The organism is Pontibacter sp. E15-1, from assembly GCF_022601975.1.
GTDB lineage: Bacteria > Bacteroidota > Bacteroidia > Cytophagales > Hymenobacteraceae > Pontibacter.
The window spans coordinates 348530-371048 of record NZ_JAKVIR010000001.1 but is presented as its reverse complement, the minus strand read 5'-3'; the positions used below and the strand labels follow the sequence as shown (position 1 = coordinate 371048).

The 22519-nt window shown below is 51.0% G+C and carries 14 protein-coding genes; 1 reads left to right on the top strand and 13 read right to left on the bottom strand.

Features of this window, described 5'->3' with window-relative positions:
• Positions 1–121: 121 nt before the first annotated feature.
• The 13 genes from MKJ04_RS01510 to MKJ04_RS01450 form a co-directional block, all read right to left on the bottom strand.
• Positions 122–1279, bottom strand: coding sequence for a glycosyl hydrolase (locus tag MKJ04_RS01510; RefSeq protein WP_241638572.1), 1158 nt, complete (start codon positions 1277–1279; stop codon positions 122–124).
• A gap of 536 nt (positions 1280–1815) precedes the next feature.
• Positions 1816–5220, bottom strand: coding sequence for a PA14 domain-containing protein (locus MKJ04_RS01505; protein ID WP_241638570.1), 3405 nt, complete (start codon positions 5218–5220; stop codon positions 1816–1818).
• Positions 5221–5829: 609 nt separating this feature from the next.
• Entirely contained in the window at positions 5830–7053 is a 1224-nt protein-coding gene (locus MKJ04_RS01500; RefSeq protein ID WP_241638568.1) for a glycosyl hydrolase, read from the bottom strand.
• The gene (locus tag MKJ04_RS01495) at positions 7054–7893 is read right to left on the bottom strand and encodes a glycosyltransferase family 2 protein (RefSeq protein ID WP_241638566.1); all 840 of its coding nucleotides are present in this window, start codon (positions 7891–7893) and stop codon (positions 7054–7056) included.
• An 18-nt stretch (positions 7894–7911) separates the two neighbouring features.
• On the bottom strand, positions 7912–9153 hold the full coding sequence (locus MKJ04_RS01490; protein ID WP_241638565.1) for a glycosyltransferase family 4 protein: 1242 nt from the start codon (positions 9151–9153) through the stop codon (positions 7912–7914).
• 12 nt (positions 9154–9165) lie between these two features.
• On the bottom strand, positions 9166–10095 hold the full coding sequence (locus tag MKJ04_RS01485) for a nucleotide-diphospho-sugar transferase (RefSeq protein ID WP_241638564.1): 930 nt from the start codon (positions 10093–10095) through the stop codon (positions 9166–9168).
• A 40-nt stretch (positions 10096–10135) separates the two neighbouring features.
• The gene (locus tag MKJ04_RS01480; protein ID WP_241638563.1) at positions 10136–11455 is read right to left on the bottom strand and encodes an O-antigen ligase family protein; all 1320 of its coding nucleotides are present in this window, start codon (positions 11453–11455) and stop codon (positions 10136–10138) included.
• Between the two features lie 45 nt (positions 11456–11500).
• The gene (locus tag MKJ04_RS01475; RefSeq protein ID WP_241638562.1) at positions 11501–12682 is read right to left on the bottom strand and encodes a glycosyltransferase family 4 protein; all 1182 of its coding nucleotides are present in this window, start codon (positions 12680–12682) and stop codon (positions 11501–11503) included.
• Positions 12683–12691: 9 nt separating this feature from the next.
• Positions 12692–14245, bottom strand: coding sequence for a lipopolysaccharide biosynthesis protein (locus MKJ04_RS01470; RefSeq protein ID WP_241638561.1), 1554 nt, complete (start codon positions 14243–14245; stop codon positions 12692–12694).
• An 86-nt stretch (positions 14246–14331) separates the two neighbouring features.
• Positions 14332–16707: a GumC family protein gene (locus MKJ04_RS01465; RefSeq protein ID WP_241638560.1), complete on the bottom strand. Its 2376-nt coding sequence runs from the start codon at positions 16705–16707 to the stop codon at positions 14332–14334.
• A gap of 4 nt (positions 16708–16711) precedes the next feature.
• Positions 16712–17479, bottom strand: a complete 768-nt coding sequence (locus MKJ04_RS01460; RefSeq protein WP_241638559.1) for a polysaccharide biosynthesis/export family protein — start codon at positions 17477–17479, stop codon at positions 16712–16714.
• 586 nt (positions 17480–18065) lie between these two features.
• A complete protein-coding gene (locus MKJ04_RS01455) occupies positions 18066–18293 on the bottom strand; it encodes a hypothetical protein (RefSeq protein ID WP_241638557.1) in 228 nt (75 codons plus the stop codon).
• A 567-nt stretch (positions 18294–18860) separates the two neighbouring features.
• The gene (locus tag MKJ04_RS01450; protein WP_241638555.1) at positions 18861–20081 is read right to left on the bottom strand and encodes a glycoside hydrolase family 88 protein; all 1221 of its coding nucleotides are present in this window, start codon (positions 20079–20081) and stop codon (positions 18861–18863) included.
• Between the two features lie 367 nt (positions 20082–20448).
• Here MKJ04_RS01450 and MKJ04_RS01445 point away from each other — a divergent pair, with 367 nt between their 5' ends.
• A complete protein-coding gene (locus MKJ04_RS01445; RefSeq protein ID WP_241638553.1) occupies positions 20449–22227 on the top strand; it encodes an aminopeptidase P family protein in 1779 nt (592 codons plus the stop codon).
• Positions 22228–22519: the final 292 nt, after the last annotated feature.

Below are 22519 nucleotides of genomic sequence, written 5' to 3'. Positions count from 1 at the left end.
GCAAGTATTCGTCTATTATTGCATAGACGAACACGTCCTGTAAATCGGTGGCGGTAAAGTCGGGCATGGCGGTAATAGATTTAGTTTGGTCACTAAATATTACGTGCCATGCCTTTTTTATTCATAGGATCTCTACCACACAACTTGGGTTATAGTAGTCTTTACTCCAAAAACCAGAGGTATACATCTTAAATCGAGAGCCATCTTCAAACGTAGCAGAATTTACAGCCCTATTGTTATGATAATGGATATTATTACCAGAGGCAATCCCCATACTATAATTTCCAAGATTTACCAGTTGGTTGTTATATGCTTCTACAAATGCAGTACAACTGGATGCATCTCCATCGCCATCACTAAGAATACCACCTCCTGAATATGATATACTAGTAGAAGGAATTGGATATGCCCCTTGAATATAGTTGTCATGAATTTTGATAGGAGAACTAGCTGTTCCTTTTGAGTTGTGAATGCTGATATTATCTTCAACTCGGGATAAGTCCGGACTGTTAATGATTTGATTCCAAGCTATTTCTGCATTAGGTAAATTGCCTCGGAAATTAAACTGGACAAATTGAGAATGATCTTCATTGCCACCGTACACCCGACTATCAATGTTCTTGGCTATGTTGTATCGAATCTTTATTGTTTCATTAGGAGTACCATTGCCTTCATACATTGTCCCTGCATATATACCAGCTGTCTGTTCAAGATAACAGTTCTCGATTACAAGGTTTTTAAAGTTATTTACCGTAACGAATCGTCGTGGCTTTTTGTAGTTTTGGTAAGGAGTTGGAGGTAAGCCATACCCACTCGTGTTGCGAACAACTAAGTTTGCAGAATTGTACCAGCTTTTAATAAGATAACCAGCACCACGGATATTCGAATTCAAGATAATTAATGGTTCAGATGTTTTTATTTCCACAGCTGACACTTCAGAGTCATTGGATTCCCAGTTACCAGTATAGGTCCCTCCTTTAGTGATAACAATAGGACCACTATATGTTTGAGCCTTTAGCTGAAAAGGACATAAAGCTAATGCTATCAAAAATAGCATTAGATAAGACCATACATTATTATTGAAAGATTTCGTCGTTGTGTTTTGATTTGTATAATACTTTGAATTTGTTTTGACTGATATTCCGATCGAATACCTTTGCGAGAGTAGGGTTATCTTTGAATTTAATGGAATATTAGTCCTGAGACCCCTTAAAGGTGCTGAACCATTCAATAGTTTGTTAGAATTTTCTAGCAAATTGTTTTCATAGAAATGTTGCATAAATATTATATTTAAGTTTGTGAATAAAGCATGTCCATGTATTACGAAAATTTGTATAAAAGTTTACAACTGTTGGAGTATATAAATTGAGTTATTAAAACACCACAATAAAATCAGTAAGGGAAATAGATTTTATTGTAATGGACAATTTTATTGCCCTATTTTACAGCAGTCAGGTAAAAAAAGAGATCCATTCTACCTCCTCTCGGTTTAAATACTACGATAGCTATTGATAACCTGTAGACTTTAAAGTTTCATTCCCATCGTTTTTTATACTCAGTTCCTATAGTTTTTTCGCCTGTGCTGTTTTCTCTAATTCATGCGTGATCAGTGCATAACTCTATCCTTTCTGAAGGAGTCAATACCAGAGGCATTAACCGATGCACATTTACCAAAGATTGAAAATGATTCGAAGTAAAAAACAGAACCTCCAAAGAGAGCTTTGGAGGTTCTGACAAAGTAATTATTTTTAGACTAAACTTTCAGAATAGCACATTCAAATCCTATAGGTCTTTATTGCAATCAATAGGTCATTGTTACTTTTTGATGACCTTGATACTGTTTGTCATGCCTGTGTTGTCAGTGTATCGCAGTATATAAAGACCTCTTCTGAGATTGAGGCCGCTGACATTCACTTCAAGCTTATTGTCTACCAGGGTAGGCTCACTTAATCTGTATACCAACTTGCCATCCTGTCCGAAAATAGCTACTTCCGTTAATTCCATACCTGTAGCAGGTAAGCTCAGCGTCAACACATCCGTGAATGGGTTCGGATATGCGGAAGCAACAGACGGTAACGTGTCAAATTCGATGGGCTGTATGGCTTGCATGGCGGCTGCTTTTGTAACAGGCGATAGCCTGTTACCGGCGATCGGTCGCTCCATGCTTCCGTTAGGCAGTTGCCATCCCACGGCCAGGTTGTCTCCGCCAGCCTCTTCCTTGCCCAGGGCCTCGATGTAGTAGCGCTTGCCCGCCTCCAGGGTCACCCTGGCCGACTTCTGGGAGGAGTACTTGTCCCACTCGCGGGGGTTTGTCCAGCCGTTGACGTAGGCGAGCTTGACCTTTCCGCCCGCGTCCTCTGTCGTGCTCAGCCACAGCTCGGCGTTGTTGTCGCCGGCCACCCAGAAGGTGTAGGTGCCCGAGGCGGGGGCGGTGACATAGCCCCGGATGCGCTGCCCGTAGTTGTCGGCCACGTTAGCCGGTGCCTCAAAGGAGGTGAGCTCGGTGGTGGAAGAGGGCGTTTTGGCAAGCGGAATATCGCTTATGCTGCTTCCCTTCACATTCAACCAGGTCTCTCTTATAATCTTGCCTGTTGGCACAATGCTCACGATAGGTGTTGGCACACTCGGCTGCGTTGGAACCGTGCTCTGTACAGGCGATAGCCTGTTTCCAGCGATCGGTCGCTCCATGCTTCCGTTAGGCAGCTGCCATCCCACGGCCAGGTTGTCTCCGCCCGCCTCTTCCTTGCCCAGGGCCTCGATGTAGTAGCGCTTGCCCGCCTCCAGGGTCACCCTGGCCGACTTCTGGGAGGAGTACTTGTCCCACTCGCGGGGGTTTGTCCAGCCGTTGACGTAGGCGAGCTTGACCTTTCCGCCCGCGTCCTCTGTCGTGCTCAGCCACAGCTCGGCGTTGTTGTCGCCGGCCACCCAGAAGGTGTAGGTACCCGAGGCCGGGGCGGTGATGTAGCCCCGGATGCGCTGCCCATAGTTGTCGGCCACGTTGGCCGGCGCCTCGAAGGAGGTGAGGGCAGTAATAGTTGTGGGTGTTTTGGTAAGCGGAATATTGCTTATGTCAGAGCCATTTACATTCGCCCAATATTCTCTAGTGATCGTGCCTGAAGCCGCAGGAGTCGGTGTTGGAGCTGGCGCAGGAGTAGGAGTAGGAGTAGGAGTAGGAGTAGGAGTAGGAGTAGCTGGAGTAGGAACTGTCGCTACCTGGCTTCCAATTGGAGAAAGTCGATTTCCAGCGATCGGTCGCTCCATGCTTCCGTTTGGCAATTGCCATCCCACGGCCAGGTTGTCTCCACCCGTCTCTTCCTTGCCCAAAGCCTCGATGTAGTAGCGCTTGCCCGCCTCCAGGGTCACCCTGGCCGACTTCTGGGAGGAGTACTTGTCCCACTCGCGGGGGTTTGTCCAGCCGTTGACGTAGGCGAGCTTGACCTTTCCGCCCGCGTCCTCTGTCGTGCTCAGCCACAGCTCGGCGTTGTTGTCGCCGGCCACCCAGAAGGTGTAGGTACCCGAGGCCGGGGCGGTGATGTAGCCCCGGATGCGCTGCCCATAGTTGTCGGCCACGTTGGCCGGCGCCTCGAAGGAGGTGAGCTCGGTGGTGGAGGAGGGCGTTTTGGCGAGTGGAATATCATTTATGCTGCTACCCTTCACATTCAACCAAGTCTCTCTTGTTATCTTGCCGCTGCCGATGGAAATTGATGGAACTGCTGCTGCCTCCTGTGCTACCACAGGCACAGTTATGGTTACTGTAATTGCTTTTGAGGTTGACAGTGCACCAGTGTTATCATATGCTCTCGCCGTAAGGTTATAGCTGCCGGCGATTGCCATGTTCCACGTAAGGGTATACGGTGCGCTTGTGTCTTCCCCTATTTTGTCTGCACCAAGGTAAAACGCAACTTTAGAAATACTGCCATCGGAGTCTGATGCTTCTGCTGCCAGCGATAACGCGGTACCAAGAGAAAAGGTCGCGTTGGTTACTGGAGTTGTAAGGCTAACGGCGGGTGCCTGGTTTGGCGGCAGAACCGGTGCTGTGGATCCTGGGCCAAGGGTAATATTGCTTTGCTGCAATTTTTGCAGCCATCGTGTATACTCGTTCTTTTCAGACTGAATAGTTATCGGGTTTGGCAGAAACATATTGTCTTTGAAAGAGGCGTTTTCGGCCACCGATATATCATTGCGGTTTTTGATGTACCCCCAGGCTACAATCCCGATCACATTGTTGTCGATGGAATTGGAGAAAGTGGTGTTCAGACGATAGTAGTCCTTGCTCCACAAGCCTGAGGTATACATGTTATATTTTGTACCATTCTCGAAAGTAGCGGCATTCACTGCTCTATTATGGTGATAGCGGATGTTATTGCCCCCGGCTATACCCAAGGAGTAATTACCCAGGCCCACCAGGTGGTTGTCATACGCCTCTATATAGGCCGGGCATTCAGAGATTCCTGCATTGCCGTCTGTGATGATGCCGCCGCCAGAGTAATTCGTGCTGGAGGCTGATACCGGGAAGGCTCCCTGTATGTAGTTGTTATGAAGACGGATAGGAGAGTCAGCTGTGCCTCTTGTGTTGTAGATATTAATGTTGTCCTCCACAGCTGAGTTGTTAGGCGTGTTGATTACCTGATTCCAGGCTACTTCAGCATGACGGATGCTTTTTCTGAAGTTGAACTGCACAAATTGGGCAAAGGTGGTCCCTCCATAAACGCGGCCATCAATGTCTTTGGCGATGTTGTAACGTATCTTGATCGTCTCCGAAGCAGACCCGTTCCCTTCGTAGCTCTGGCCGATGTAAATCCCTGCGGTGTTCTCCATGTAGCAGTTCTCCACTACCACATTCTTAAACACATCTATACCCAGAAAGCGGCGGGGCTTCTTGTAATTTTTGTACGGGGTTGGCGTAATGCCATACCCGCTTGAATGGCGAACAGTGAGGTTGATTTTGTTGCCAAGGCTTCTGATGAGTGGTCCGGCACCGCGAATGTTGGCATTCTCAATGATAACGGTTTCGCTTGTCTTGATTTCCACGGCAGCCACCTCTGAGTCTCTGGACTCCCAGTTGCCGCTGTACGTGCCGCCTTTGGTGATCACCAGCGGGCCGCTGTAGCTTTGGGCCACTGCGGACTGCGTGGAACATAGTACTAGGGTGAGTGTCAGGAACTGGGCGAGCAAGGCTCCGCCAATCCTCCTGAATTTAGGGGTTACTAAGGATTTCATCTAATTTGGCTAAAAGGTGAAATTGTATTTTAAAAATAATGTCTTTTCTAAAATATCGCTGCTAGCCTCCGTTGGCGCGTTAACAGGCAGAAATTTAAAAGAATCAAAATGTAAACTTGTCTAGCTGGGTATTTTCTGTTTTCGCTTCAAGTATAAGTATGACAAATATATAGATGTAATTTTTATAATAGTATGTGTACACATGCAACCACTGCAAATATTTTAAAACCATAAAAATATTTATATGGTTTAGTTCTTATAAACCCTTGTTAATTGATATATGGTCACAATATGGCTTTTTTAAAAGTTGCAAATTATTTTAGTTTATTGATTTTGTTATAATATAAGCTGTTTTGTAGCTGTGTGCAGTAATTGCATAATGTTTAAGCTGTGTTAGGTAGGGTTTTTGGGAGGTAATTTGGCGGGCTTGATATTAAATTGGGAGTGCCTGAGCCCCTAATGTGTTAAGTAGGTTAATAGGAGGTAGCGGTCTGTTAATAAGTGAATTGGATATGCTGGATAATCAAAATTAAGCTATATAGAATTATATACTAGGCAGGGATTGTTAAGTGTTATAGTTGTAACACGGGTTGTATGGCTGCAGTGGCGCTACTGGATGGGGCCGAGCAGCAGCTGGTGTTTTCGCAACTTTTGCTGCCAGTGCGCATATTCTGCTTTTTCCATGCTTTTGGTTACCGCACCAGGCAAAATGGTGTTGCCATACGTCTCGGCGGCCAGAAATGTGCTGTCCATGATCTCGTTGCGCCAGGTACCCGTCTTTCCTACCACGGCCAGCGTGTTGTGGTGCATGCTGTTGGCAAAGGTGTTTTGCATTTTATAGTAATCCTTCGCCCAAATGCCACTCGTCCAGAAATGATAGGGCTTCTCGTCAGGGAAAGTGGCCGCGACTACGGCCCGGTTGTCATACATCTCGATGTTGTTGCCGCCTGCTATACCCAGGCAGTAGTTGCCGAGGCCCACCAGCTGATTGTTGTATACCTGCACGTAGGCAGTGGATGTTAGCGAGTCGGTGCCGGGAGAGTCCATGATGATGCCCCCGCCGGAGTACTCTGTGGCAGCCAGAGGCATCGGGAAGGCCCCCTGAATGTAGTTGTCGTGAATGCGGATAGGGGAGGCGGGAGTGCCCCGGGAGTTGTAAATATTAATGTTGTCCTCCACGGCAGATGCACCTGGGGCGTTGATCACCTCGTTCCAGGCCACCTCGGCGTAAGGCACCTCACCCCGGTAGTTGAACTGCACAAACTGAACCCGGTCTTTGTCGCCGTATACCCGCCCGTCTATGTTCAGGGCCTTGTTGTACCTGATCGTGATGGTCTGATCAGGGCTGCCGTTGCCCACATACTCCACTCCAAGGTAAATGCCGGCCGTCTGCTCCAGGTAACAGTGCTCTACCGTCACATTCTTGAAAACATCCACGGCAACAAAGCGGCGCGGTTTCTTATAGTCGCTCCATGGGGTGGGCGTGATACCGTAGCCGTTGGTATGCCGCACCGTAATGTCGGCACGATAACCCGCGCTTCTGATGAGCTGGCCCGCGCCCCTGATGTTGGCATTCTCGATGATGACAGGCTCTGCGGTGCGTACCTCCACGGCAGCCACCTCCGAGTCGCTCGACTCCCAGTTGCCGCTGTAGGTGCCCCCCTTCGTGATCACCAGCGGACCATCATACCCGGCAGTAGCCATGCGGGGTGCAAACGGCAGTGCCCGCAGTAGACTCAGAGCACCTATCATACCGAACACCACCACTGCAAACAGCAGCCAGCCTTTGGCTGGGGTATGCGCAGCAGGTGTTATGGATGGCGTGTCCTGCATTTATTTAACCAGGTAGCCGATAATGCGCCGGGCGTAGCCGTTGGCAAGGTAGTATGGGATGTATGGCTTCGGGCAATTCTTCAGCGTGAATCTGGTAAAGTCGCGCAGATTGCCCCCGCCTTTGATATCGAAGAGGTGGTTGTAGAAGTTTTTGATGGATTTGCTCTGCCTGTTCTTGCGCTCGCCGCTTTCCTCGGGGTAGGTATACAGCCGGGCGTCGTAGCTGCAGTACAGTTCAAATCCGTTGCGAAGCGCGGTATGGGTAAAGTCGTAGTCGGCCAGATAGTGCGGAAAGCGGTCCTGGTCAAAAAGCCCGATCTTCTCGAAAACCGGTTTCGGGATGAGGAGGCCGCGGCCCGGAAGCTGCGTGACCTTGTGCAGCCCCACCTGCTTCTCCTTGGACAGCTCCTGCAAGACATAGCGCACGGTGTTCGTCCTGAAGTCGACCACTTCGCCTCCGAAGGCGGGCTCGCGGGTATTGGCGTCCATCTCCAGCGCCCCAATCACAGCCGCTGGTTTCCGGGCCATCCACTTATAGGTGCTCTGGATAAAGTCCGGGGCTACCTCCAGGTCGTTGTTCAGCGTCATCACGTAGTCGGCACCCTGCTGCAAGGCGTGTTTGATGCCCATGTTCACGCTGGCTGTCCAGAAGAGGTTGCCGGCGCTGGTCAGCACCTCCACCTCCGGAAACTCCTCGCGCAGCATGTCGGCTGTGCCGTCTGTGGAGCCATCGTCGACTACGATAGCCTTGTAGTGCTGGTTGGTGCCCCGCTGCAGCGAGAGCAGGCATTCTTTGGTAAAGTGCTTGCGGTTGAAAACAGGTATTACTATATAAATCATCTTCAGGTAAGGGTTGTGTTAAACAGGTTGTTGCTCAGGGTGCGCCTGGGTATACGTACTGTAGAACGCGTTAATGTGTTGTGTTTTGAGGGCCCACGTCTGGGTTTTGGAAAAGGCGTAGCCTGCCTGGCCCATTTGCTGGCGGAGTTCGGGGGCTTGGTAAAGCCGTTCCACAGCAGCGGCGATACGCCCGACTGTCTGCTCCGGCGTGCTCACGGGCACTTTTATACCTGCGGTGTCGGGCACCAGGTTTTTGCCCCCGTGCAGGTCCAGCGTGACGATGGGCAGGCCATAGGCCATGGCCTCGAGGAACTGGGCGGCGCTGGAGTCGCGGAGGCTGCAGAACAGAAACAGGTCACTTTGGGTATACTGGCGCTTCACTTCTTCCCACGGCACCTGGCCTTTCCAGTTCACTTTGCCCTGCAGGCCATACTGCTCCACCCACCCTGGCACATAGTCGTGCATGGGGCCGTCGCCGAGTATGGTCAGCTCGAATTTGGTTGCGGGGGGCAGTTTGCTAAGAGCCTCCAGTACCAGGGGCAGGCCTTTGCGGGCAAACAGACGCCCTACCCACAAGATCTTCAGCATCCCGGACGGAACGCGTACGGGGTATGCCGGTGGGTAAAAGCTTTCGGGCAGGCTGGTGTCCAGAAACATCCGGGCATTTGGCGCGCCGATGCTTTTCGCCATGGTATAGGTGTCCTCGTTGGTGGTGAGCACCAGCGCGGCCTGCCGCATGGTCTTATTCACGTCCGGGTTCACGGCAAGCAACAGTTTGCTGATCCAGGAGCGAACGACCTCTTCTTTCCACCAGGAGTAAAAGTATTTCTTAAAGGCTTTCGGGGCTTCCTGCCCACCACCGGCGGGCCCGAAAATGAGCGGCTTTTGCAAGCGCCACATCGCCGTGCCGAGTTGCAGACTGCCAATCGTGACGTGGTGTACCAGATCAAACCCTATTTCCTTATCCAGTTCTTTGGCTTTGCGGTACGCGTACTGCTGCCATACGATGTAATGCAGGTAAAAGCCCAGGTGGTACTCAAAAGCCTTGTCGACAAGCGGGGGCACGCGCACGAACACGATGTGCAGGTTCGGCAGGTTGAGCCGTTCCACCTCTGCCTCTATGGCCGCTTTCCCCTCTACCGTTGTCAGGCACCATACCTCGTGGCCGAGCAGGGCCGTGTTCAGCGCCCAGTTCCAGCCGTTGCCGAGTTCCGTGCCGCGGTTTGGCTCACAGGCGTATGCGGATAAGAGTAACTTCATAGCGGTATGGCTTTAGAGGCTGAAGCTGAACAGGTTTTTCAGCTTGGCGCTCACCTTGTCGCGCATCATGTAGTTAAAATTGCGGCGGTCAGAGGCGACGTCACGGATCACGAATTTGGGATGGCGCAACGGAAGCTCTATTTCCTGCTCTTTGATCTGCGCCTTCTTGTCGTGCAGGTTGAAGGTATGGGTGGCATCCTCCCCAAACCCGATGTTGCGCACCAGGTTTACCTCGGGCACAATGCAGAGCCCGGAGTTGCTGTATACCGTAAACTCCCACTGGTAATCCCACACATCGCCTTTCTGGATGTTTGTATAGGTTTCATTGAGTTTGCTGAGGCGGTAGGCTTCCTCCATTTTGTTCAGGAAGAGGCCGCTCAGATAGCCCTTCTGCTTCAGCTCGGGGTAGTTGGAGAGCTTGAAATCGTAGTGCTGCCAGGCGCGCCGCCAGGTGGCCCATCCCCAGCTGTTCACCTTGTCGGAGAAGTAATAGGAGTAGTCGGAGTCGCGACGCCAGCCGTTGAGGTAGTTGTTGCCGCTCACGTGCATCACGCGGGTATCGTGCCGGTACTTCTCCAACACCTCCTGGCAATACCAGAAAAAGCTTTTGGACGGCACGCAGTCATCCTCCAGGATGATGCCTGTCTCCTCGTTCTCGAAAAGCCAGGTGATGGACTTGGCAGGCGACACGCCGCAGCCCTGGTTCTCTACCTGAAATAGGGTTTTCACCTCGCAGTCCCAGTCTACCTGGTCCACAATGCGGCGAGTCTCGGCGCAGCGTTCGGCATCGGTGGCATTGCCGGGGCGTGGCCCGTCGGCGGCCACGTACAGCTTTTGGGGCTTTACCTGCCGGATACGGTCAAATACTTTCTGGGTGGTTTGGGGGCGGTTGAATATAAGCAGCAGCACCGGGGTGTGCAGTGGTTCAGTAGGAGTACTCATACAAGTAATAAGGGTTTTATATATAACAGTACTGCTATTTTCAGTGTGGGGTTACTGATCGGAGGTCACTTATTTTGTTTGCCCGTGCATTGCGCAGTGCTTCTTTCCTGCGTCTGACGGATTCCAAGACAAAAGAGTGGTGTGGGACAGCCTGTTCGAGGTATGCGATGGCCAACCCCAGGAACGCGTAGAAAAAATAGGGGAGGATATAGGACACACCGTAAACAAAGCCACTAACGATGAAGGCGAGAATCACGATTTGCTTTTCGTTGAGGACGTTTCTGCCGAACCCTTTTTTGACTACGTAAAACTGCATCATCATGAAAAGTACCATGCCTGTCAGGCCCACGTAAAACAGCACATCGACATAAAAACTATGAAAGTGGTGGCCGTTTCCGTCTTCAAACACAGGCGCATCGATGTCATCGCGGTAAAACTGGATAGGGAGCTCAAAGCCTTCGAAGCGCATGCCCATAAGGAAATTGTCCTGTATAAAAGGCAGATACGACAGAAACTGGTTGTAGCGCCAGCCGCCCGTGGTGCCCTGGCCGCTGGGGTTCTCTATATCGGAGAAGTTCTCCTGGATTTTCGCGATGATTTCGGGGTGTGTGGAAAAAAGGAACGCGCTACTTACCATAGCCAACACCACGATGACAAACGCGATCGGCACTAGCTTTCCGAAGTTTACAGATGTTTCGGCTTTAAACTTAACCAGGTATACATACAATGCCAGGATGCATACCATGCAAACCCATACCGTTCGGTGCTGGAAGAAAATGATTGCCAGTACAACTATAAAGCTCATCGCTAGATTATAGATGCCTCCCTCGAAGAGGTATTTGCTGGCGAAGTACAGGAAAGGTATAACCAACATGTACATGGTGGTGGCGTTCACCCCCCTTTCGTGATGCGTAAAAGATGAAATGCTGAGTGCGTCCGGGTGGATCAACACGACATTGAGCACAAAGCCTATCAGTATAAAATTGATAATATAGCGCAGCTGCAGGTAGTCGTTGTTCTTATAGAAGGTATAGATAAAGAAAACAAAGTAAAACAGGAGCAGCCTTAGAAACACGTGCGGGTATATGAAAAAGCTATTGTACTTATAATAAGACTCCATGCACATGCCAAACACATACAGCGTGATCAACACAAACACGAGGCGCATATATGGCGACATGCTCTGGAACCGATACGCACTATAAAGGAAAGCGATGCCCGCATTCAATTTTACCAAAACGCTTAGAACCGAGCCTAAAGTAGCCTCATCGTTGCCCGACAAAAGCTCCAGGTACATGGGATCAAGAAACATGATCATCATGAGCGGAATGGCAAATATGATACTGTAATTGAACTTCATAATTCTCAGGGTGCTAAAACAGCCGGTTAGGCGGCAGCTTCATTTCTATTTTTGTAATGTGGCAACTGGGCTACAGGCGTTGTTTGTGCCTAGAATCGTGCTGTACAGACTGAGGTGCTTCTCTATCACAACCTCTTCAGAAAAGTTTGCCTTTGCAAATGTGTACGCCTTCGAGGTGATAAGCTCCGCAAAAGAAGGGTCCTTGATCAGCCGCTCTACGCTTTTTGCCATCTCTTCTGCTGAGTTTATGTTGCAGAGAACGCCAGCATCGCCGTTGTTAAGGAGATACGGAACAAAGCCGCTATACATGCCACCTACCACGGGTGTGCCCACAATCATAGACTCAAGCACTGCCATACCGAAGGATTCCTCGACTGAAGGATGCAGCAGGACTTTGGCTGCGGCTACCTGTGGTATAATCTCGGTATGAGCGAGAGGCCCGACGAACTGCACGCCATCCTCCAGGTTATGCTTCCGGGCATACTTTTGCGCGGCTCCCCCCGGTTCCATATCGGCCCCGATAAGGCGGTACTCAAGAGAAGGGAACTTTTGCCTGAGCAAGGCAAACGCATGCAAGGCTTTGGGTATACCCTTGCGCTCGGTAAATCCCATTACCACCGATACGATATAATTTTCTTTTACAACGTTGGCCGGTTTTAAGGTGTCGAGGTATTCGGTGTAAAAGTTATTGAGAACAACCGTTTTCTTTTTATCGCTGGCTGAAAGCTGAGCGTACGTATACATGGAATTGGCAACCAGCCATTTGGCTTTTTGCATGACGATGTAGTTCATGAAAAAGCGCACCAGCCGAAACATATCTGGTTGCTTGAGCAGGATTTTATGCGCGATATCATGTATGCTCACCACTGTAGGGATACCGCTGCTGAGTGCGGCCCAGGCAAATTCATAGGTCCAAAAAGCATAGATGATGTCTGCCGGATGCTCTTGCATGAGTGCCTGCAACTGATCCCGCTCATATTTGAAGAATCTCCGGCCTGGCTGCGGCTTGGTGCAGCCTATGCATACCGTCACCTGCTCGCTTTTTAACACTACAGGCTCCGTGATATCCCCAGAATTGGTATAGGCTATAACAGAGTGGCCGCGCTTGATTAGCGCATTGATAAAATGCGAGGTAAGCGGAAATGAATTTGTTTTGGGTACTGTTTCGTTCTTAAAATCACAGTCTAATAACTCGATGTCGACAGGCCCAGATATTCCTATAACCATAATATTATCTCAGTCTATTCTTTCGGTACTTTTGATTTCCTCTTCGCTGTATCTCAAAAACATTCTGCCATAATAGCTGGATGAGTTTTTGGTGATACCAAACTTTGAAAGCAACATGTGAATCTGCGCTTTCAGGATTCTGTGGGGGAAAAATAGTGTCAGTATAATAAAAAGCAGTGCGCCTGTTGTTATCTGGCAGGCCAGTACGGCAAGATTCGGTAGCGCCATGCTTCGGAGTGCGACGCTAAGGGCATATATAACTGCTGCGATGAGCACGCCGTTCACCAACCCAGGCACGTATACCTTAAGTTGCTCCAGGTAAGACAGCTCCAGAATGCGGTTGAGGACGGTTTGGTAAAAGCCGATCCGAACCAGCTCGCCTGCCAGTATGGCAAACGCAAACCCGATCAGCCCGTACTGCCTCAGCACAAAAAACAACCCGGCTATCACACCGATAAAAACCAGGGTAAGCACAATCTTGATGTTCAGTTCAGCTTTCGCATCGCATACGATTCCCGCGAACATCGTGATAAAGCTCAGCGGGATCGCAAGGCAAAGCACCTGCAACACCGGAATAGACTCTCCCCACTGATCTCCGAGCAGGATGTACACTACCTCTGGGGCAGCAACCATCAAACCGAAGCATGTGGGTATGATAATAGCGGCTAAAAGGGTCGTGCTGGATATATAGGCTTTAGCCAGCTTTTTTGTTTCAGCCTGTAACTTGCTGAAAGAAGGGAATATGACGCGGCTGATCGTGCGGGTTAGCATGTACATGGGCAGGTTAACCAAGCGGTGGGCCCTGTCATAGATACCTAATTTATAGGGGCCGAGTGTCTTGCCGATGAGTATCGTTGCCATGTCCTGGCTCAGGAACTCCAGAAAGCTGATAACAGACATCTTGCTGCCGTAATTGAACAAGGGCTTGTATGCTTCCCACTTTAACAGCGGAATTACATTGTGCCGCGCAATGAGATATGCCCCCAACGCAACAAGCGCAGTTTGGGTGAGGGTGGCGTATACAAGGCTCCAAACGCCGAAGCCCAGATAAGCACATATCACACCTACCCCTAAATAAGAGATGACATACGAAGTTGTTTCCACGATGCTTAATTCCTTAAACCGCATGTTTCGCTCTGATAAGCTCAGTGCCGTAGACGACAGGCCGTTGATGAGGAGCGAGAAAGCCATTATCCGTACAATTGGTGTTACCGCCTCGCTTTGGAACGAGGCATTGTCAAAAAACATGGTGGCAAAAGGAGCTAAAAACCATATCAGCCCTAAAAAGGCTAAACCGAGAAGCGTTGATGAAGTGAAGGCCGCCCGGACGTTATCCTTTGTCAGCTCCTCCTTCTGTATAATTGCCTGCGAGAGGCCCAAATGCGCAAAATAACTGCCGAAACGGAGCACGACGCTGGCGATGGCCACCAGACCGAACGCCTCCGGAGCCAGCAGGCGGGCCATGGCAGAGGTGTAGCCGATCTGCATTACGGCGTTGGCCAGCGTGGCCGCCGATCCCCATTTTAATCCACTGACTGCTTTTGAGGCAATTTCCTTACTCATGCGCTGTATAACAAAGGGCTGGGTGAACCAAGAGCCGGCAAAATGATGCTGGCTCTTGGGGGTAGTATGGTTTCAGGTGAGCGCGTTTAGGCGTAATAATAACTGCCTTTTTTCTTATAACCGTACTCGTAGGTTTTGTCGTAGTTCAGGTCGTTGATGATCATGTACATGTTCTTCACCCGTTTGTCGGCGTACAGCTCGTTTACCTGGTCGAGCAGGTTCTTCTCGGTGTACTTGTGCTTCACAACATACAGGTTCACGTCCATGTGCTGCATCATGATGAAGTATTCTGACACAAAGCCAATCGGGGGCGTGTCAATCACAATGTAATCGTAGCGTTCCTTTAACTGCGCGATCAGCGCATGCATCTTGGGCTGTTCCAGCAACTGTATGGCGCTGACAGGTATCGGGCCGCATGAGATCACATCCAGATTGTCCACCTCAGATGGCTGAATCACGTCCTCCAGCGGCAGATCGGGCTGCGAAAGGAAGGACGACAGGCCCAGGGCATCCGACACGTTGAAGTACTTGCCGAAAGTGGGTTTGCGCATATCCGACTCGATAAGCACGACCCGCTTGCCGGCCATGGCCAGCTCTGAGCTCAGGTTAACCGAGCAGAACGTTTTACCCTCTCCCGAGATGGAGGACGTAACCCCGATGACCTTAAAGCTCTTGTTCCCCATCAGGTACTGCAAATTGATGCGGAGCGACCGGAAGGACTCAGCTATAGCCGACTTCGGGTTGTTCTTCACCGCCAGCTTGTCTGACTTGGTGCCATGTGCCACCACACCCAGGAAAGGGATGTTGGTGATGTTGCCCAGATCATCCTTGCCCTGTATGGTGTTGTCTGCGTTGCTCATCAGCACAATCAGTCCGGCAGGTATGGCCAGGCCAATCATCAGGGCCAGCAGGTAGATCATTTTCGGCTTCACGTTCACGGGGGCGTTGCCCGCCATCGACGCGTGGTCTACCACTTTTTTGTCTGTCGTGTTGGTTGCCAGCGAGATGGCCGCCTCAGCGCGCTTCTCCAGCAGGAAGTCATACTTCTTGTCGATGAAGTCCGACTGGCTCTGCAGGTCGGTCAGGCGGCGCTCGTTCTCCGGCATCTGCGCGATGGCACTCTCTGTTTTGGTGATGCGGTCGTTCACGTCAGCGATGGAGATGTCGGCGGAGCGGATGAGGTTCTTCAGGTTTGCCTCAATGGCCCTGCGGGTGCTAAGGATCTCACTCTCCAGCTTCACCAGTTTCGGGTTGTTCTCCGTTGCGTTCACCTGTATGCCCGCCTTCTCTTTGTTCAGCTCCGAAAGCTGCAGAAACAGGGTGCTCAGGATCGGATTCTGGATGCCGGCCACAGAAGGGGATACAGACTGCGCGATGCCGTTTCCGTTCTGCACCTGGTCCAGGATCGTCTCGAAGTAAGACTTGTCGGTGCGCAGGCGGGCTTTCTCAGACTCCAGCATCGAGAGTTTCTCGAAGCTGATGTTGGACTGCATGCCTACGTTAGAAATGCGCTTGTCGGAGCGGAAAGAAGACAGCGCCTGCTTGCTTTGGTTCAGCGAGTCTGAGAGCGAGGCCAGCTGCCCGTCGATAAACTCGAGGGTTTTGCGGCCGTTTCGGTTTTTCTCTTCCAGGTCGTTCTTCACATACTCCTGCAGCAGCGTGTTCAGGAAGTTTATTTGCTTGTCGGGGATGCTGCCCTTGCTCGTTACCCGCAGCATGCGCGACTCGCGCTCGATCGGGGTGGCCTGCAGCGTGCCCTTGTATTGGTTCACGAGGCTCTCCAGGCTGTTCACCACAAAGTAGTACTTCTTGCCCGGCGCAATCATGCCTGCGTCGCTTTTCTCCAGCGTAAAGCTCATGTACTTGTCGCGATAGGGCTTGCCGAACTCCAGCACTTTCGTGAAGCTCACTTCCGGCAACGATTCCACCACGGTATGGTCTTTCAGGTTATAGCGGGCGATGTGCTCGCCTTCGGCCGTCAACTCATACTGCGTGTCGTTGAGGATACGCACCACCAGCGGCAGGTCCACAAGCTGGTAAGAGGCAGTATCCAGCTTAACGGTATAGGGAGATGACTCATACTGCTCTTCCACCTCAATGTCGGAGATATTATTGAGCCAATGGTTGGTTACCTTATAATAGGCTACGGTATAGTCGAGTTTCTGCAGGGCCTGCTTTACCATCTCATCCGATTGCAGCAGACCGATCTCGTCCTCTACTTTTATCCCTTTGCTCTGCACCTGCAGCACTTCCAGAAGTTCCTGCGCCTTTTTTGAGCCAGTCTGCTGGTCGCCGAGGAGGAGGGTGGCGCTAAAGGCATATACCCGTGGCGACGCTTTTACATATACATATCCTGCCGCCAGTGCCAGCACGGCGAAGGCAAGGAAGAGGTACCACTTCGACTGGAACTTGAAAAGCCAGCTTTTTATATCTATCTCGTGTTCTTTTTTATTTCGTTTCATGCGACTATTTCACAAAAAAATTGACCAACAAAGCCGCCGTCGACACCACACCCAGCACCGCGCTAACAATCACCAGGTTATCGCGCTTCAGCTGCGTTTGACGAGGCTCTACATAGAGGACATCATTTGGCTTCAAGTAATAATATTTTGATTGTACGAGGTTAGGGTCTGTCAGGTCTAAGAGCACAACCTCGTTACCCTCAGGGGTTTGGCGAATCAGCTTCACGTTCTGGCGGTTCGCCCCCCGCGTCAGGTCACCGGCCATGCCCAGGCCCTCCAACAGGTTGGCCCGCTCACTGTAGATATAGAAATATCCCGGTCTGCTTACATCGCCCAACACACTTATCTTAAAGCTGATCATCTTCACCACTACCGTTGCATCGTTTATATAGCGGCTCAACCCGCGCTGTATCAGGTCCTGCGCCTGCGTTGTCGTCATGCCCGCCACCTGCAGCTTGCCCACAGTTGGCAGGTTGATAGACCCCTCGTTGTCGATCGAGTAACCGCTCAGATACATACTGCCCGGGTCCGAAACGCCAAATGCGCTCGAAGGGTTCACAATGTTGAACAACTCAGACATCTCAGGGTCAACGCTCAGCACCTTGATGGAGAGGACGTCGTTTGCCTGTAGTTTGTAGCTGCTGTAAGGTGTGTTGAAGGCAGTGGGGGTTTGCTCTTTCAGGTTGGAGTTTTGCATGTACACGATTTCCTTTTTTGTAAGGCACGAGGTAGTTACAAGCAAAAGCAAGAGAAAATAACAGATACTTCTCATTTTATGTGTTTAAGGGTGGTGTTTGGGTTCAACACAGTTGAAACGTGTGAACGTTGTACAGATAATGTTTCGGACTTAGAATTTTACGGATACCAAAAATTGGTGTAGCCATATATACTTTTCCTTTTCCAAAAGGATACCGTTTTAGATGAAATATTTTAAAGTTTGTATATGTGCCTGTCCGTAGGCCGTGCAGACGCAGTTTTGGGGAGGATATAATGTGCCGGGCGTTTGGTCTGCCCCGATACTTTCGGGTTGCATCGGTCTGCCTGGCGGTGCGGTGTTATTCGGCGATTCGGAGCTGGGTGCCCCTGTTTTTTTGCACAGTTTTTCATGAGGGTGCGCACAGCGTTATCCCTGGCCTGGCGCAAGCAACCTGCAGGGGGAATGTGCATAAATGGGTGTGGGCGGCTGCTGTAAGCTGCCACTATCGCCCGCATAGGGATAAGACAAAGAAGACAGGGAACTGCCCGGGAAGAGAGGGAAGTGAACGGAGAAAGGCGTAAAAAAACCATCTCCAAGCTTTCTTCACGAAAAGACAAGGCCGGAAATGGCTCACACTTTGGCTAAATGTTACGGCAAGGCACTACTCGATCCACTTGGTGCGCCGCTGGCGGGCCGGAGCCTGCACAGGATGCTGCGCGTACTGCTGCTGCAAGCGGATACTATCTTTTGGATGGCGCACGATCTGCTGTGCGTATCCCTTGGTATGCTCCAGAATGGCGCCTTTCAACTTCCAGCCCTTCGGTATAAAGCCTGCTACTTCTGATGCTAATATCTCTAATGTCGGGGCGTTGATAATGTTGTATTCCATGATCTTAAAGCTAACTGATGATCTAAGATAGAGAATAAAAACATAGGTTGTATGGTATCGCTACGAAAAAAATAAAATATTGGCCATATTCTTCTTTATTTTCATGTATTGGCACTAATATTTATACATTTGATAATTTAAATCAATTCAAATTCTTTGTTATGCAAATAAATGTATACTGTATTGAAAATTTAATTTTTGTATATTTCAAATGAATGTATAACCTTTCATATATAAAGCCATACCCTCACGCTCCCCAGACAAGCGAGGAATCAGTGAGAAGTAAGGCTTTGGATATAGGATTAAAATTAGTTGGTGGTAAAATGATTTGCGCCTTTAGTAGCATCTGGCAGCAAAAGCCAGTGCCTGTTTCGGCACATCTACCCCGGCCAAACGCGCGGACAGCCCCAGGATCCGCTATTTGTAGTACACGACCAATTTAATCACCAGAATTAGCGATTGCTTTTATTAGCGATTGCTTTTATATGAATAGAAACGGCTTTTATACCTCATTTTCTAATTCTTGAATTTCTAATTTTTAATTTGGCGAAGCACTAGCTGGCAGCTTTACTCAGCAAGTTTCTTGTTGCGTTTCAGTGCCTCTATATAATAGTAGTCGCCGTAGGTAAGCGGCACGTCTACCTCGGTGCCCCCAGGCAGGTGGCCCACGCTGTGCTTCAGCAGGAAGCCGCCATTGGTGCCGGGAGCAGCTTTATACCTGTCAGCAGACAGGTGCTGCAGGATAGTTTCTGCGGCGCTTTTATACTCCTGGCTTTTGGCCTGCTCCACATACTGGCTCAGCTCAAGCAGGGCAGAGGCCATGATGGCGGCTGCTGAGGCGTCGCGCGGGGCATCCGGTATGTTTGGCGCGTTGAAGTCCCAGTACGGGATCTTGTCTGCTGGCAGGTTGGGGTGCTGTAGCATGAAGTCGGCGATCTGTTGGGCCTGCTGCAGGTATGCCGCATCTTTGGTGGCCCGGTACGTAGCGGTATACCCATAGAGTCCCCAGGCCTGCCCCCGTGCCCAGGCCGATGCGTCGGCTGCGCCCTGAGCCGTTTTTTTCTGCTGGACTTCCCCGGTGGCGGGATTGTAGTTGATGACGTGGTAGGAGCTGTAATCGGGGCGGAAGTGGTGCTTCATGGTGGTGTTGGCGTGCGTCACCGCGAGTTCGTAGTATGCGGAATCCCCTGTTACTTCTGTGGCCCAGAAGAGCAGTTCCAGGTTCATCATATTGTCAATGATCACCAGGAAGTCTTCAGGCTTCGAGTTCCAGGAGCGGATGGCGCCTACCTTCGGGTTAAAGCGGGTCGACAGCGACTTGGCACTGTTCAGCAGGATCTGCTTGTAGGCAGGACTAGGGCTGATGCGGTTGGCATTGCCAAAGCTGTCGAACATCATAAAGCCCAGGTCGTGGGTAGCGGTGTTGAACTGCTCTTTTTCCAGCAACTGCAGCACGCGCTGTGCCTCCTCGAGCAACGCTTTGTCTCCTGTCTCCTCATAGAGGTATAGCAGCGTGCCCGGGTAAAACCCGCTGGTCCACCACCCTGAACCACTGGTCTCGAGCGAGTCGCTTTTCTGATAATAGGTTTTCGGCAACCGGCCTTCGGGCAGCCGTGCCATCAGTACCTTGTATTGGTCAGCGGCCTCCCTAAAGCCTGATTCGGCCATTGTCTCGCTTGCCTGCGTGAGGGGCTGGCCGGTCATCGCTTTGTTTTCGCTGCTGCTGCAGGCCGTGCTCAGGCATACAGCGCTAAAAAGCAGGGCATTGAGGTATAGATTTTTGCTCATCGTGGATTTATAGCGTGCATTATATAGGTTAACAGAAAATTAGTCTAAGAACATGCTGCTGGTGAAGCTACAAAAAGCCAGTGACAGCTATGCCTTGCACCTACGCTGATTGCCTAAAGCCCTCCATCACAGAATCAAAGCAGAAAAGGCATCGAATATCTAATATAGCTTTTTCTCTTCAACTCCCCGCTATTTTTATTTCGGTTGCAGTTATGCTTAGCTCAAAGCGCAGGTATAGCATTCATTGTTTGGAGGCGACTTTTATACCTGCACTGAAGCGAAGCCGCGTAAATTGCCATTAGAAGTGCTTTTGTGCGCATTTCCGCCCATCTTTTCTTAATTTGCCTCAAACCGAAAAACTGAGCAAATGACATATCCAGAAAAATTAGCTGCCATCCGGAGTCAGATGAAAGGGGAGGGCGTTAGCGCATACATCATACCCTCGGCCGACCCGCATATCAGCGAGTACCTGCCAGACCGCTACCAGTGCATAGCGTTTGCCTCCGGGTTTAGCGGCTCGGCAGGGACGCTGGTGATCACCGACGACTTTGCCGGGCTCTGGACCGACGCACGCTATTTTGTGCAGGGCAAGGAGCAACTGGCTGGGAGCGGCTTCGAGCTGGTGCCCCTGCAGCAGCAGCAAGCCCCGGAGTACATCACCTGGCTCGCCGACCGCCTGCCGGAGGGTGCCACCGTCGCTTTCGACGCCAAGCTGATTTCCGTGGGACTTGCCCAACTGCTGGAGGCACAGCTCTCGCCGCGCGGCATCCTGCTCAGCAGCGACCGCGACTACCTCGACCCGATCTGGCAAAACAGGCCCTCCTTGCCTGTTGCCCCGGCCTACTTGGTGGGAGAGGAAACCGTTGGCGAGTCGCTGCAAAGCAAGCTGGAGCGGCTGCGCACTGCCCTGAAAAAGCAGCGCGCCGACTATCACCTCCTCTCGTCGCTCGACGACATGGCCTGGCTCTTTAACCTGCGGGGCTCAGACGTGAAGTGCAACCCGGTGGTGCTTAGCTTTGCCCTCATCAGCCAGGAGGCGGCCATCCTCTTTATCAACACATCCAAGTTAAGCGCCGAAGACCAGCAAACCCTGATCGCCTCGGGCGTGGAACTGGAAGCCTACGAACTGGTGGAAAAGGCCATTGCCGCCCTGCCCGACAAGGCCAGCGTCTTCATCGACCCGAAGCGAAATTGCTATGCCTTATATAAGGAGTTGCCGAAGTCGGTGCGCGTGGTGCAGGATACAAATCCCACCACTTTCTTCAAAGCCGTGAAGAATGAGGTGGAGGTTGCCAATACCCGCAAAACCATGATCAAAGACGGCGTGGCCCTGACCCGCTTCTTCAAGTGGCTGGAGGAGAACATCGGCAAAACCCGCATCACGGAGCTGTCGGTGGCCGACAAGGTGAGGGAGTTCCGGGCGCAGCAGGAGGGTTTTGTGGGCGAGAGTTTCGACACAATTGCCGGCTACAAGGCGCATGGTGCCCTGCCGCACTACCGCGTAACCCCCGAAAGCGACGCCGACCTGCAGCCGGACGGCCTTTTTCTGGTGGATTCGGGCGGGCAGTACCAGACCGGTACCACCGACATCACCCGCGTGGTATCGCTGGGCAACCTGACCGAGGAGGAGCGTATTGATTATACCATGGTGCTGAAAGGCATGATTGACGGATCCACGGCGCGTTTCCCGAAAGGCACGCGCGGCTACCAGATCGACGCCATCACGCGCAAGCCACTCTGGGACCACGCCCGCAATTACGGTCACGGCACCGGGCATGGCGTGGGCTTCTTCCTGAACGTGCACGAAGGGCCGCATGTCTTCAATCCGTCTCCAACACCCGTGGACATTGAGTTGGGTATGATTTCGTCGGTGGAGCCGGGCATTTACCGCACCGGCAAGCACGGCATCCGCATCGAGAACCTGGTACTGACCGTGGAGGATGAGGCAAACGAGTTTGGGCAATTTTATACCTTCGAGCACCTCACCATGGCCCTGGTCGACACCACGCCGGTGAAGAAAGAGTTACTGGAGGCGCACCAGATCAAATGGCTGAACGACTACAACCAGCAGGTAGTGGAGCAGCTAGGCCCATACCTGGATGCGGAGGAACTCGCCTGGCTGAAAGAGAAAGCGAAAGCTATTTAGTTGCTGGTAGTGGGTTGGCAGTAGACTGATTTATATATAAACGTTTCAACCTGTCGATAAAATTAATGCCGCTTTTCCTGCTCATTGAGTGCAGGCAAAGCGGCATTTTGTATGCCTTAATTCAAAAAGCCACCTAACTTTCAGCTATCATAAATACCCCAGGACTTTCGCATCTAATCTAAACACGGAGCGAACGCAGTCTTCAGCCTGCCGTTGTTGTATGTTCTCACCAACAACTTGTTGGTCAAAAGACGCAACAAGGGCAGCTATGCGAAAGTCCTGTACCTAACTC